Genomic DNA, 13,689 nt, shown 5'->3' with positions numbered 1-13,689 from the left:
GTCGTATGCCTTGGCTTCGCCGCCGAACTTGGCGGACAGCACGGTAGCAATTGCTGCCGTCAGCGTCGTCTTGCCATGGTCCACGTGGCCGATGGTGCCCACGTTGACGTGAGGCTTGGTGCGCTCGAACTTTCCTTTTGCCATTTTTCCGACTCCGAAAAAAATCTACATCAATTCAACAGGATTCGGCGCAACCAGAATCGGACGCACCTGATAGTGGTGCCCATGGCGGGAATCGGACCCGCGACCTCTCCCTTACCAAGGGAGTGCTCTACCACTGAGCCACATGGGCAACTCGGCACCGCTTGCGCAGCGCCAAAATTTCAAACTCAACAAACCAGCACAAACAAGCAATGGAGCGGGAGACGGGAATCGAACCCGCGTCATTAGCTTGGAAGGCTAGGGTTCTACCATTGAACTACTCCCGCATCGGCCAACAACCTTTGCGAATCCCGCCACCCAAAAGGCAGCAGAACACTCTCTCAACACTACTCACTCACTGGTGGAGGGGACTGGATTCGAACCAGTGTAGGCGTAAGCCAACAGATTTACAGTCTGCCCCCTTTAGCCACTCGGGCACCCCTCCGGAGAATTTCGAATTATAGCACTATTTTTTGACTCTTGAGAGAGCCGCATTCAACACGGATTGCAACATGACTCAACGCAAAAAAACATGGTGCGGCTGGCGGGGATCGAACCCACGACCCTTGGCTTCGGAGGCCAATACTCTATCCACTGAGCTACAGCCGCACTTGTGCATCAACACAACCATAGATTATTGCATGCACGGAGCGCAAAGCCCTCAAGCCGCAACCTGACTTGAAAACGCACCTCCAACCAGGGGCAAAACTCAGCCCATGCCCGAAGTCAGCTACACCACAGGCACCGCAAGACCCAGGCCTGACAAATAGGCATCCGTACTGACGCGCCCCACCCCCACAAGATCAAACGCCCCGTCATTCAACATCCAGTTGCGCATCAAGCCATCGAACAATGCATGTAGCCCGATGGCCGCCTCCATCGCCGTCATGGGCAATACCATCCCCTGCATTTGCGCGGCAATCTGAAAGTCACGCGCCAGCTGGCGCGTGAACGCCTCCGAGGCGGCTACATGCCGGTCGCGCACCCCCGACAGTTCCGCGACGTATTCCACTTTATAGATAGCGATCTCGAACACGCGACGAGTGCGCTCGTCCGACGCCACCGTGCGCAAAACAAGGGCCATCACAGCCCGCAAACGCTGTACAGGGTCCGGGCATGTACTGCACTCAATTTCGCTATACCCCTGCTCAAGGGGCAAGGTGACTCGCTCCATCATTGCGCCAAACAGATCCACCTTGTCCTTGAAATGCCAATAAATGGCCCCGCGTGTGGCGCCTGCGGCATGCGCAATATCGCTCAAGGAAGCCCTCGAGACGCCCTTGTCCAGAAACACGTTTTCCGCCGCATCGATGAGGCTGTTGCGCGTGGCAATTGCGTCTTCCTTGGTTTTTCGCGCCATGGTGTCTCCTTGTTTTTGCTCGACCCAGCCTTGGCCCATAAGACCAACACTCGAAAGCGATAATTATACATTCATGTTTGTATGTATAATCGCGCAATTACTTTTTTAGTCAAGCTCTGGTCGAGGGTTCATGCGCCCTGCTGCCCATCCCCTGAAACCGCTTTCCTTGGAAGCCCCATCAAAAAGGACTCTCATGCCAAACCTGCGTGACGCATCCGTCAATACTCCGCTCTGCCCACCATCCACTCCGAGAGCGCTCACCTTCGCTGTCATCAGCGCTGCCATCTTGCTATTGACCGCGTGTGGAAAGACTGATGGACAAGGACAAGGCCGGGCTGCTGGACCGCAGATGCCGCCCGTCGAAGTGGGCGTGGTCACCGCAACCCCGGGAGATGTGGGGCTGATCACAGAATTGCCCGGCCGCGTCGAAGCCTCGCGGGTCGCGCAGGTGCGCGCCCGCGCAGCGGGCATCCTGCAGCAGCGGCTGTTCAAAGAAGGCAGCGACGTCAAGGCGGGGCAGGCCCTCTTCCGGATTGACCCCGCGCCCTACTCCGCAGTTGCAGAAAGTGCCCGTGCGAGCCTGGCCAAGGCGCAGGCCAATCTCGCCCAGGCTAGCTCTCAGGTTGAGCGCTACCGGCCGCTGGTCAGCGCCAATGCCATCAGCAAACAGGATTTCGTGAACGCTGAGGCGGCTGAAAAGCAGGCGCTGGCAGACGTTGCCTCCGCCAAGGCATCCGTGCGCACCGCAGACATCAACCTCGGCTACGCCAGCGTGACCTCGCCCATTTCTGGCCGCATTGGGCGGGCGCTGGTGACCGAAGGAGCCCTGGTGGGCCAGGGCGAAGCAACCGCCCTGGCTGTGGTGCAGCAAATCGACCCGGTGTACGTCAACTTCACCCAGTCCGCCAGCGACGTGTTTCAGCTGCGTCGCGCCATGGAAAGCGGGCAGTTCAAGCGCGCAGGCAGCGGCGAAGCAGCCAGCGTCAAACTCGTGATGGGCGACGGGACTGAGTACGCCATGCCCGGCAAACTGCTATTCACCGATCTGTCGGTGGACTCCACGACTGGCCAGGTCATGCTTCGCGCAGAAGTGCCCAACCCCAAGGGAGAACTTCTGCCAGGGCTGTACCTGCGCGTTCGCATCGAACAGGCGCAAGCCAGCAATGCCATCAGCCTCCCCCAACAGGCGGTCACGCGCACTCAGCAGGGCGATACCGTGAGTGTGGTGGGAGACGACGGAAAAGTGTCCCAGCGCACCATCAAAATCAGCGCGGCGCAGAACAACCGCTGGGTAGTACTTGACGGCTTGAAGGCGGGAGAGAAAGTCATGGTGGATGGCTTTCAGAAGCTGCAGATGCTGCCACCAGGGACTCCTGTAAAGCCGGTCCCATGGCAGGCGCCCGGCACTGCCGCTACGTCCGCAGCACCGGCATCTGCGCCCGCCGCCGCGGCTTCCAAGCCATAAGGGGCAACTGAGCATGGCCAAGTTCTTTATTGACCGTCCCATCTTCGCGTGGGTGATTGCGCTATTCATCATGGTGATGGGCGGCGTGGCAATTACACAGTTGCCGATTGCCCAGTACCCGCCCGTGGCACCACCTGCCATCGTGATCAATGCCGCATACCCCGGGGCGTCTGCGCAGACGCTGGAGGACAGCGTGCTGTCCGTCATCGAGCGCGAGATGAACGGTTCGCCCGGTTTGCTCTATATGGAGTCGGTCGCCCAAGCGGACGGCTCTGGCAGCATCACGCTCAGCTTTCAGCCCGGCACCAATGCCGACCTGGCTCAGGTGGATGTTCAGAACAGGCTGTCACGCGCCACGCCGCGCTTGCCATCTGCCGTGACGCAACAAGGCGTGCGTGTTGACAAATCGCGCTCCAACTTCCTGTTGTTCACGATGCTTTCGTCCACCAACCCACAGATGGATACCGTGGCGCTAGGGGACTACGCATCGCGCAACATCGTTCCCGAACTGCAGCGCGTCAACGGCATTGGCCAGGCACAGCTTTTCGGTACCGAACGCGCTATGCGCATCTGGATCGACCCGGCGAAGATGGCCAGCTTCAACCTGTCCGCAGCCGAGATCACGGCAGCCATCCGTGCGCAGAACGCACAGGTGGCCAGCGGCACCATTGGCGACCTGCCCAACGTGGCGGGCCAGGGCATTGCCGCTACCGTGGTTGTCAACGGCCAACTGTCGAGCGTCGAGCAGTTTGGCAACATCGTACTGCGCGCCAACACCGACGGCTCCACCGTACGCATCAAGGACGTGGCACGCGTGGAGCTTGGCGGCCAGGCCTACTCGACCTCCGCGCGCCTGAACGGCAAGCCCGCCGTTGGCATCGGCGTCCAACTGTCGCCCAGCGGCAATGCACTGGAAGCAGCCAAGGCCGTGCGCGTCAAGATGGATGAGCTGTCGCGCTACTTCCCAGAAGGTACGAGCTGGAGCATTCCGTACGACAGCTCGCGCTTTGTGGATATCTCCATCAGGCAAGTCGCCATCACGCTGCTGGAGGCAGTAGGCCTGGTGTTCCTGGTGATGTTCCTGTTCCTTCAGAACTGGCGCTACACCATCATCCCGACCATCGTGGTGCCCATCGCGTTGCTCGGCACATTTGCCACGCTGCTGGCGCTCGGTTTCTCGATCAACGTGCTGACCATGTTCGGCATGGTGCTGGTGATTGGTATCGTGGTGGACGACGCGATCGTGGTGGTGGAGAACGTTGAGCGCATCATGAGCGAGGAAGGCCTGCCGCCGCTGGAGGCCACGCGCAAAGCGATGCGCCAGATCTCGGGCGCCATCATCGGCGTGACGGTGGTGCTGATCTCGGTGTTTGTGCCGCTGGCATTTTTTGCAGGTTCCACCGGCAACATCTACCGCCAGTTTTCGGCAGTGATGGTGGCGTCCATCGGCTTTTCGGCCTTCATGGCGCTGTCGCTGACTCCGGCCCTGTGCGCGACCTTGCTCAAGCCTGTTGAAGCAGGTCACCAGCACGAAAAACGAGGCTTCTTCGGCTGGTTCAACCGTGGTTTCTCGCGCACGGCCAAGGGCTACGAAGGCATGGTGGCGCGCATGCTCAAGCGCGCGGCGCGCTACCTCGTCATCTACGCGGCCATCATCGGTGCGGTCGTGGTGGTTTACATGCGCCTGCCCACCTCGTTCCTGCCTGGCGAAGACCAGGGCAACATCATCGTCAACGTGCAGTTGCCGCCGGGCGCGACGCAGGAGCGCACTCTGGCTGTGATGCAGGAAGTCGAAGAATTCATCCTCAAACAGCCCGAAGTGCAAAGCATGGTGGGTGTGCTGGGCTTCAGCTTCTCCGGTCAGGGCCAGAACGCCGCTCTGGCGTTTGTGACCCTCAAGGACTGGAAGGAACGCCATGGCCCGGGCCAGTCTGCCCAGGACCTGGCCAACCGTGCTTTCGGTGGGCTGATGGGCATTCGTGATGCCTTCATATTCCCGCTGAGCCCACCGCCCATTCCTGAACTTGGCAACGCCAGCGGCTTTACGTTCCGCCTGCAGGACCGTAGCGGAGCGGGGCACCAAGCGCTCGTCAACGCACGCAACCAGCTGTTGGGCATGGCCTCACAAAGCAAGGTGCTGACCCAGGTGCGCCCTGATGGCCTGGAAGACGCGCCACAGCTGCAGATCGACATCGACCGCGACAAGGCCAACGCCTTGGGCGTTTCGTTCGACGCGATCAACTCATCCCTGTCGTCCGCCCTGGGTTCCACATACGTGAACGACTTCCCCAACCAGGGCCGTCTGCAACGTGTAGTGGTACAGGCCGACGCACCGGCGCGCATGCAGCCCGATGATCTGCTGAAAATCAATGCCAGCAACAGCCAGGGCAAACCCGTGCCGCTGTCGGCATTTGCCACGACACGTTGGGTGAACGGGGCGCAGCAAACCGTGCGCTACAACGGTTACCCCGCCATGCGTATCTCGGGTTCGCCAGCACCCGGATTGAGCACGGGCGCGGCCATGGCCGAGATGGAAAAACTTGCAGCCCAATTGCCCGCTGGTTTTGGCTACGAGTGGACGGGCCAGTCGCGCGAAGAAAAGCTTGCGGGTTCGCAATCGCTGATCCTGTACAGCTTCGCCATCCTGGCGGTGTTCCTGTGCCTGGCTGCGCTGTATGAAAGCTGGTCGATCCCGCTGGCCGTGATTCTGGTCGTGCCGCTCGGTGTGCTGGGCGTATTGCTGGCCACCTTGCTGCGCGGCTACGCAAACGACGTGTACTTCCAGGTGGGACTGATCACCATCATTGGTTTGTCCGCAAAGAACGCCATTTTGATCATTGAGTTTGCAAAAGACCTGCAAGCGCAGGGCAAGGGCGTGATCGAGTCGGCGCTAACCGCTGCGCACCTGCGCTTTCGCCCGATCATCATGACCTCCGTGGCGTTTGGCCTGGGTGTGGTGCCTCTGGCCATTGCCTCGGGCGCAGGCTCTGCCAGCCAGCGCGCCATCGGCACTGGTGTGCTGGGGGGCATGATCACTGGCACGGTGCTGGCCGTGTTCTTTGTGCCCGTGTTCTTCGTGGTGGTGCGCAGCCTGTTCAAAGGCAGCGCACGACAGCACGAAATGAATCGCCGCCATGCAGAAGAAGCAGGAGTTGGAACCCATGACTAAACGCAGCACAACCATCGCCCTGGCAGCCGCAGCGCTGCTGGCGGGCTGCTCGTTCATACCTACCTACGAGCGCCCCGCGGCGCCTGTTCCGGTCGCGTATGCAACCACGGCGACGCAAGCGTCCGCAGCAGCTACGGTGCCATGGCAAGACTACTTTGCCGAACCCCGTTTGCAACAGTTGATCGAGACCGCCCTTGCCAACAACCGCGACCTGCGCGTGGCTGTGCTCAACATCGAGCAGGCGCGCGCCACCTTTCAGGTACGCCGCGCCGACCTGTACCCCGGCGTGGGCCTGGCGGCCAACGCCAGCCGGGCACCCGCCACGGGCACGGGCGATTTGACCAATTCGTTCAACGTGGGGCTGGCCATTTCGGCATGGGAGATCGACTTTTTTGGCCGTGTCTCCAGCCTGAAGGAACAAGCACTCGCGCAGTACCTGGCCACCGAAGAAGGTCGCAACGCGGCACAGGTCAGCCTGGTGGCCGCCGTGGCCAACGGCTGGCTGACCTTGCTGGCTGACGAGGAGCTGCTGGACCTGTCCCGCCAGACCCTGGCCTCGCGCGAGGAGTCGGTGCGCCTGACGCAGCTGCGACTGGATGCAGGCGTGGCGTCTGAACTGGACTATCGGCAGGCGCAGTCGCTCACCCAGGCCGCCAAGGCCACCCTGGCCCAACAGCAGCGCCAGCGTGCGCTGGACGAAAACGCGCTGGCTCTGCTGCTGGGGCAGGCGCTGCCGGACAACGTCCGCACCAGCCTCGCTGGCAGCAGGCTGGCCGATGCGCCTGCCATGGCGCCCCTGCCCGCAGGGCTGCCCTCGGATCTGCTCACCCGGCGTCCGGACATTCGCCAGGCCGAGCAGCAGCTGATCGGTGCCAATGCCAACATCGGCGCAGCGCGGGCGGCGTTCTTCCCCCGCATTTCGCTCACCACCCAGGCGGGCACGGCCAGCGGCGAGCTGTCGGGCCTGTTCAAAAGCGGGTCGTGGGGGTTCTCCATCGCCCCGTCTCTGCTGCTGCCCATCTTCGATGCAGGCCGCAACCAGGCCAACCTCGACAGCGCGCAGGCCAGCCGTGGCATTGCGATTGCCCAGTACGAAAAAGCCATCCAGACCGCGTTTCGGGAGGTGTCCGATGCGCTCGCGGGCCAGGCCACGCTGGGCGAGCAGGCGCAGGCCCAGCAGTTGCAGGCCGAGGCCGAATCGGCACGCCTGCAGTTGGCCGACCTGCGCTATCGCAACGGGGTATCCAGCTATCTGGACCTGCTGGATGCCCAGCGCTCGCTGTTTGCCGCCCAGCAGGCCGTGGTGCAAGTACGGCTAGCGCAGCTGCAAAACCAGGTGTCTTTGTACAAGGCCCTGGGCGGTGGTGCGCCCGGCACCATTACGGGCAACACCCCGTCCTGACCCCACCGGGCGGACACCGCAGGCACCGCGCACAACAAAGGGCGCTGCGCCTGTTCGGCTGCTCCTGCGCGGTTGCCGTCTCTTTTTTCGCACAGCCCGCTGTGGCATGCGGAGCCAGTCGTCCCAGAGTCCCCCTGGTACGGCACATATAATTGAGGGTTGATTTCATCAAAGCCCCCGATACACCTGAGGACGTCATGAGCGACAACCACCACGAAGAAGCCCATACCGGACCGATCAAGAACCCCAAGCAACTGTTGTACGCAGTCCTTGCGTCGTTTGTGGTTCCGATCTTCGCCATCATTGGCCTGGTCCTGTATGTCACGTCGGCGGACAAGTCCGCTCCCGGTTCTGGCAACCCTGAAAAGGCCATTGCAGAGCGCATCCAGAAGGTCGGCATGGTAGAGATCCGTGACGCCAACCGCCCTCTGGCCAGCGGCGAAGACGTTTACAAGGTCCAGTGCGCCGCTTGCCACACCGCTGGTGTTGCCGGCGCCCCCAAATTTGCAGACGCCAGCGCCTGGTCGGCCCGCATCGCAACTGGTTTTGAAGCCATGGTGGCCTCGGCCCTGAAGGGTAAGGGCGCCATGGCGCCCCAGGGCGGTGGCGACTACAGCGACACGGAAATCGCGCGTGCGGTGGCTTACATGGCCAACGCAGCGGGTGGCAAGTTTGCTGAACCCGCGGCCCCTGGAGCCGCAGGTGCAGCAGCAACGGATGCCACCCCTGCAGCACCTGCCCCCGCCGCTGAGCCCGCAGCAGCGGCCCCGGCACCGGCACCGGCTGCAGAAGCTGTCGCCGCAGCACCTGCTGCAGCGCCCGTCGCTGTGGCCTCGGCCAACGGCGAAGCCCTTTACAAACAGGCTTGCCAGGTGTGCCATGCCGCCGGTGTAGCAGGCGCCCCCAAGCTGGGCGACAAGACCGCCTGGGCGGCCCGCTTGCCTGCGGGCATCGATGCACTTTACGCCAGCGTGGTCAAGGGCAAGGGCGCAATGCCCCCCCGTGGTGGAGCTGGCCAGGCCTCGGACGCAGACCTGCGTGCTGCTGTCGAGTACATGACGGCCACGGTCAAGTAGTTCTTCTGCGTTGGCAGGCGCGCAGCCAATGCGCAAAAAACCGGTACGGGGCCTCAGCGCCCGGTGACCGGTTTTTTTATGCCTGTGTGAGATGAAGACATATCGAAAGGGCTGAAGCCCAAAACATCCATCCGCTCTGCCCAGCCTGAGCTTGGTTACAGAGTTTGCGAAGCCGCTTTCGTCCTGCCAGCGGCCTCGCAGCGCGCCAGGGGGCTCATGACGAAGCCGTATAGCGCAGGCAAATCCTCGGCAGCCACCTCGCGCGGCATCCAGCGGCCCGCCTCGACAGCCTCTGCGGCCGCCAACACATCCAGGGTGTGCACCAGGCCCACGAGCCCGTCCGCTGTCAGGTACACGCGACCTTGCGCGTCCATCAGGCAGTCCTGAACCACGGCACCGCGCCCTGTGTGCGACACCACCGAAAAATCAGGCTGAATGCGCCAGATCAGGGGCGTCGTTTCCAACTCTACATACACCCGCTGCGGACCGTTTTGAAAGAACCACTGCCCGTGCGCATCGGGCTCGTAGTTGCGCTCAATGAACTCAATGAGTTTTTCATGTAGCAGCAACGAGCCCTTGGCGCTGGGGAAGGGGCCTTGCGCCTGGGTGGCGTCATCGCGCATGTACCAGCGGCCGCGCGCATCCAGCCCCAACCAGCCGTAGCAGTCGGGCACATTGGGCCACTTGGCCAGGGCTTGTTTGACGATGTCATCCATGGTTCGATTGTGGCCCTGCGGCCCTCGTGCTTGTGTCAGTCTGTGCCGCGAGCCAGTCGCCCACCGTGTCCGGCATGGCGCGCACATGGCCTGGCAGGCGTCCTTTGGCAAACCCGACATGGCCGCCATGTGCGGGCTGCCACAAGGTGACGCAGGGGCCCACCTCGTGCACACCCGGCAGGCTGCTGGCGGGCACAAAGGGATCGTTGCGCGCGTTCACCACCAGCGCCGGGATACGGATGTCGCGCAGCAGCGGCTTGGCCGATGCGCGCAGCCAGTAGTCCTCGGTATTCTTGTAGCCGTGCAGCGGGGCGGTAAATACGTTGTCAAACGCGTACAAGTCACGGGCAGACAGCAGCGCCTGTTTGTCAAAAAGGCCCGGGTGCTGGGCCAGCTTTTGCAGGGCCTTGGGTACCAGGGTGCGCATGAACATGCGGGTGTAGATCTGGCGATTGAACCCACGTCCAATGGCGTGCCCGCCCGCAGCCAGGTCGATGGGTGAGCACACGGCAGCCACCGCGTCTGCGCTGAGAGCAGCGTCAGTGCCCACTTCGCCCGCCCAGCGCAGCAGCGCGTTGCCGCCCAGCGAAACACCCACCACCATCAACGGCCCTCGGTGCGATGTGCGAAAGCGCTGCAGCATCCAGCCGATCTCGGCATAGTCGCCCGAATGATAGGCGCGGGGCGCGCGGTTGATCTCGCCGCTGCAGCCCCTGAAATGAGGCAACGCGCAGGCCCAGCCGCGCTCACGCGCGAGGTCTGCAAATGCCTCGCAGTAATGGCTGCGCGACGACCCCTCCAGCCCATGGAACACCACCAGCAGCGGCCGGGGCGTATCGGCGGGCACGCCGTCGTTCAAAAAATCCACGTCGACGAAATCACTGTCGGGGGTGTCCCAGCGTTCACGGCGGTACTCCGGCCGCGGACCGAACACGCGGCGTGAAACCAGCGCAGGCCAGATGGTTTGAAGCTGGCCACCTGGCAGCCAGCGAGGCGCTACATATTTCATAGCTATTAGCGCTTATCCAGCAAGCGCTAGATGGCAAAAATACTCAAAACAAAGACTGCCAACATCACTTGGACCTCCAAGGTGCTTCATCGGTGGCGCGCCTAATGCAGCACCGGGCGCTGCGAACCCACCGCCTGGGCATCGGGCGCCGTGCCCGCGCTGGCGTGGTGGGCCACCATGCGCCAGCCCTCGGGGGTCTTGTGATAGACGTTGGTGGCCAGCACCACCGCCTGGTGCAGGCCGTCGGGCAGCATCACCTCGATCTCTTCCGCCACGCTGTGCACGGCGCTGGTCAATGCCACCACGCGGTGCACCTGCACCGGCCGTGCGCGCACCGTGCCGTTGGCAAACATGCCCTCGAACGCGGCGCGGATGGCGCCAGCGCCCAACAGCCGGGGGCCGCCGGGGTGCACACACACGATGTCGTCTTCTTCAGCCCAGCAAGACATCAGCAGCTCGATATCGCCCCGCTGCAGTGCCTCGTAAAACGCGGACTCTGTCTCGTCGGAGGATCCGCCGAGTGAGGCGGCTCTGGAACGTGAGCGGGGCATGGTGGATGAGAGGTGGTTGAACTGTGACGCAAGCGGCAACAGCACGCTGCTGCCAAGGCCGCTATTGTGCGGGCATCGCCCAAAGCCATGCAGCCCCTTGGTCTTGGTTTGTGCGGCGTTGCCGGGCACATGCTGCAAAATCCGCGCACCTGCCGGTTTCTGCCACGGAACCCCAGCACCCTTCGGCCCATCCCATTTCTTGTTGGCAGACCTATCACCATGACGCACCGTTTTCTTGCCTTCATCACCCTCGTGGCCGCAGCGCTGACCCTGAGCGGCTGCGGATACAACGACTTCCAGCGCCTGGACGAGCAGTCCAAGGCCGCGTGGAGCGAGGTGCTCAACCAATACCAGCGCCGGGCCGACCTGGTGCCGAACATCGTCGCCACCGTCAAGGCCGAGGCCAACTTCGAGCAGGAGACGCTGACCCGGGTGATCGAGGCGCGTGCCAAGGCCACCTCCATCACGGTTACGCCTGAAACGCTGAACAACCCCGAGGCGTTCAACAAGTTCCAGCAGGCGCAGGGCGAGCTGTCGGGTGCGCTGTCACGGCTGATGGCGGTGTCCGAGCGCTACCCTACCCTGCAGGCCAACCAAGGTTTTCGGGACCTGCGCGTGACGCTGGAAGGCACCGAGAACCGCATCACCGTGGCACGCAACCGGTACATCCAGACCGTGCAGGACTACAACGTGCTGGCGCGCAGCTTCCCCAGCAACCTGACGGCCATGGCGTTCAGCTACGAACCCAAACCCAGCTTCACGGTGGCCAACGAGGCACAGATTGCCGTTCCACCCACGGTGGACTTCTCGGCCCCGCAGCCCAAGCAGTAAGCCGCCGAAAACACTCTGACAGAGAAATATTGGTCAAATATGCCTCTAGCGCTTATCTATAAAGCGCTAATAGCTATATTATTTATAGCAACTGGAACGCCTTGGGCGATTGCGAACCCGGCGCTCCAGCCCGTGCCCGCGCTCAGCGGCCATGTCATCGACCAGACTGGCACCCTGACCCCCGCCGACATCAGTGCGCTGCAGGCGCAACTGCTGGCCATTGAGCAATCGAAGGGCTCGCAGGTGGTGGTGCTGATGGTGGCCACCACCGCGCCCGAAGACATCGCCGCTTACGCCAACCGCGTGGGCAACCAATGGAAGATTGGCCGCCGGGACGTGGGCGACGGCGTGCTGCTGGTCGTGGCCAAAACCGACCGCAAGATGCGCATCGAGGTCGCCAAGACGCTCGAAGGGGCCATCCCGGACATCGCTGCGGCACGCATCATCGACAGTGCGATGAAGCCGCGCTTTCAGCAGAACGACTATGCAGGGGGCTTGAGCGCTGCTGTGGGCCAGATCAGCGCACGCATTGCGGGCGAGGCGCTGCCCGCGCCCACCGAGGATCAACGCACTGGCTCCGGCCAAGGCGACAGCGGTTTTGACTGGACCGACTTGGCCATTTTTGTGTTTTTTGGGGTGATGGTGGGCGGGCCGCTGGCGCGCAGCCTGTTTGGTAACGCGCTGGGCGGCATGCTGATGGGTGGGGGCGTGGGCGCCGTGGCCTTCTGGGTCACCTCCAGCGTGGCGGTGTCGTTCGGCGCCGGGTTGCTGGCATTGCTGTACACGTGGATCTTCAGCGGGCGCAGTGGCCCGGTGATCCATGGGGGCAGCGGGGGCGGCTGGGGTGGAGGCGGTAGCAGCAGTAGCGGCAGCGGTGGCTTCAGCTCGGGTGGTGGCGGTGATTTTGGTGGCGGTGGCGCCTCGGGAGACTGGTGAACATGTCGGCAACATATCCATCCAGTCAGCCACCCGGCGTGTTGCAGCGCCTGACGCGCCTTGTGCGCCATCGCTGGGCCGAAGGCGCATTGCGCCGGGCGTTCCCTCAGGACCTCATCGAACGCCTGACCCGCCGCGTGGCCGCCAGCGAGCGCCGCCACACCGGCCAGGTCCGCATCTGCGTGGAAGGTGGTCTGCCGCTGTCGTACCTGTGGCGCGGCGCCAACGCGCGCGAGCGGGCCGTGGCATTGTTTGGCAAGCAACGCGTGTGGGACACCGAGGCCAACAACGGTGTTCTGATCTACCTGCTGGAGGCCGACCACGCCATCGAAATCGTTGCCGACCGGGGACTTGCGCGCCATGTGCCCCCCGAGGCATGGCAGGCCATAGTCGCGCAGATGAGTGCGAGCTTTAGCGCCGGGCGGCACGAAGAGGGGCTGACCCAGGCACTGTCGGAGGTGTCGGCCCTGCTGGTGCGGCATTTCCCATCAGACGCCGGCCAGTGCGCAGACAAAGCCCGGGGCAACGAGCTACCCGACCACCCGGTGATTGGCCGGAGCTGACGCGCCCCGCTCTCAGCCGTCCGCCTCCTCTCGCAGTGGTCGCTTGGCCGCCCGCTAAACCGACGATTTTCTGCACCCAGATGTGAAGCGCTGAGGGCGCGCCTTCCCGATCGAAATGTGCTGCATCCGTCAAGGCCCCTGGCGCGCAATCCGCGCCCTCAATACTTAGCGATTGTTTCCAATACTGGAACAGTTAGTTTACGACTCAGTGGTTTTTCTTTGAACGCCATCGGCGTACAGTTCACCCCATCGATGAGCCGAACCCGCAAGGCGACTCACCGAACCCGGGTTGCAGCGAGTGTCTGATCTTGCTTCCTCACGGCTTTATTGGGACGCTTTTCTCTTCACTGAAGGACTTTCATCATGAACACCACCGCACGTTTTCTCTCCATCGCCGCTGTAGCTGCTTTCACCGCTTTCGGTGCCCACGCTGACGAAGCTGACGCTTCGCAGTACGCCACGAAGTTCGA

At 62.9% G+C, this 13,689-nt stretch carries 12 protein-coding genes, 4 tRNA genes and 1 pseudogene; 8 read left to right on the top strand and 9 right to left on the bottom strand.

Annotated features, from left to right (window positions below):
- From ACK4OE_RS23050 to ACK4OE_RS23025, 6 genes are all read right to left on the bottom strand, one after another.
- The coding region (locus ACK4OE_RS23050; RefSeq protein WP_409888479.1) for a GTP-binding protein at positions 1-144 on the bottom strand (144 nt) is incomplete at its 3' end.
- A 73-nt stretch (positions 145-217) separates the two neighbouring features.
- A tRNA-Thr gene (locus tag ACK4OE_RS23045) sits at positions 218-292 on the bottom strand.
- A 62-nt stretch (positions 293-354) separates the two neighbouring features.
- Positions 355-428 (bottom strand) — tRNA-Gly (locus ACK4OE_RS23040).
- A gap of 72 nt (positions 429-500) precedes the next feature.
- A tRNA-Tyr gene (locus ACK4OE_RS23035) sits at positions 501-586 on the bottom strand.
- 88 nt (positions 587-674) lie between these two features.
- A tRNA-Arg gene (locus tag ACK4OE_RS23030) sits at positions 675-750 on the bottom strand.
- A 121-nt stretch (positions 751-871) separates the two neighbouring features.
- Complete coding sequence (locus ACK4OE_RS23025; RefSeq protein ID WP_409888477.1) at positions 872-1,501, bottom strand: TetR family transcriptional regulator; 630 nt, start codon at positions 1,499-1,501, stop codon at positions 872-874.
- Between the two features lie 193 nt (positions 1,502-1,694).
- On the opposite strand from ACK4OE_RS23025, the gene ACK4OE_RS23020 reads away from it, so the two are divergent.
- The 4 genes from ACK4OE_RS23020 to ACK4OE_RS23005 all read left to right on the top strand — a co-directional run bounded on the left by ACK4OE_RS23020 (position 1,695) and on the right by ACK4OE_RS23005 (position 8,613).
- Entirely contained in the window at positions 1,695-2,966 is a 1,272-nt protein-coding gene (locus ACK4OE_RS23020) for an efflux RND transporter periplasmic adaptor subunit (RefSeq protein WP_409888475.1), read from the top strand.
- 13 nt (positions 2,967-2,979) lie between these two features.
- Positions 2,980-6,135: an efflux RND transporter permease subunit gene (locus ACK4OE_RS23015; RefSeq protein WP_409888473.1), complete on the top strand. Its 3,156-nt coding sequence runs from the start codon at positions 2,980-2,982 to the stop codon at positions 6,133-6,135.
- Positions 6,128-7,537: an efflux transporter outer membrane subunit gene (locus tag ACK4OE_RS23010; RefSeq protein WP_409888471.1), complete on the top strand. Its 1,410-nt coding sequence runs from the start codon at positions 6,128-6,130 to the stop codon at positions 7,535-7,537. Before ACK4OE_RS23015 ends, ACK4OE_RS23010 begins: the two co-directional genes overlap by 8 nt.
- Before the next feature lie 197 nt (positions 7,538-7,734).
- A complete protein-coding gene (locus ACK4OE_RS23005; protein ID WP_409888470.1) occupies positions 7,735-8,613 on the top strand; it encodes a c-type cytochrome in 879 nt (292 codons plus the stop codon).
- Between the two features lie 155 nt (positions 8,614-8,768).
- On the opposite strand, the gene ACK4OE_RS23000 is transcribed toward ACK4OE_RS23005, so the two are convergent.
- From ACK4OE_RS23000 to ACK4OE_RS22990, 3 genes are all read right to left on the bottom strand, one after another.
- Complete coding sequence (locus tag ACK4OE_RS23000; RefSeq protein WP_409888468.1) at positions 8,769-9,329, bottom strand: DUF2946 family protein; 561 nt, start codon at positions 9,327-9,329, stop codon at positions 8,769-8,771.
- Entirely contained in the window at positions 9,322-10,338 is a 1,017-nt protein-coding gene (locus ACK4OE_RS22995) for a YheT family hydrolase (protein ID WP_409888466.1), read from the bottom strand. Before ACK4OE_RS22995 ends, ACK4OE_RS23000 begins: the two co-directional genes overlap by 8 nt.
- A 101-nt stretch (positions 10,339-10,439) precedes the next feature.
- On the bottom strand, positions 10,440-10,889 hold the full coding sequence (locus tag ACK4OE_RS22990) for a YybH family protein (RefSeq protein ID WP_409888464.1): 450 nt from the start codon (positions 10,887-10,889) through the stop codon (positions 10,440-10,442).
- A gap of 219 nt (positions 10,890-11,108) precedes the next feature.
- Here ACK4OE_RS22990 and ACK4OE_RS22985 point away from each other — a divergent pair, with 219 nt between their 5' ends.
- From ACK4OE_RS22985 to ACK4OE_RS22970, 4 genes and pseudogenes are all read left to right on the top strand, one after another.
- Entirely contained in the window at positions 11,109-11,720 is a 612-nt protein-coding gene (locus ACK4OE_RS22985; protein WP_409888462.1) for a LemA family protein, read from the top strand.
- A 39-nt stretch (positions 11,721-11,759) separates the two neighbouring features.
- A complete protein-coding gene (locus ACK4OE_RS22980; protein WP_409888460.1) occupies positions 11,760-12,656 on the top strand; it encodes a TPM domain-containing protein in 897 nt (298 codons plus the stop codon).
- A 2-nt stretch (positions 12,657-12,658) separates the two neighbouring features.
- Positions 12,659-13,219: a TPM domain-containing protein gene (locus ACK4OE_RS22975; RefSeq protein ID WP_409888458.1), complete on the top strand. Its 561-nt coding sequence runs from the start codon at positions 12,659-12,661 to the stop codon at positions 13,217-13,219.
- Positions 13,220-13,582: 363 nt separating this feature from the next.
- Positions 13,583-13,689: pseudogene (locus tag ACK4OE_RS22970) on the top strand (DUF4148 domain-containing protein); the annotation flags it as partial.

It is taken from the genome of Acidovorax sp. (assembly GCF_046314175.1).
Lineage (GTDB): Bacteria > Pseudomonadota > Gammaproteobacteria > Burkholderiales > Burkholderiaceae_C > Acidovorax.
This window is presented reverse-complemented; position numbering and strand designations above follow the sequence as displayed.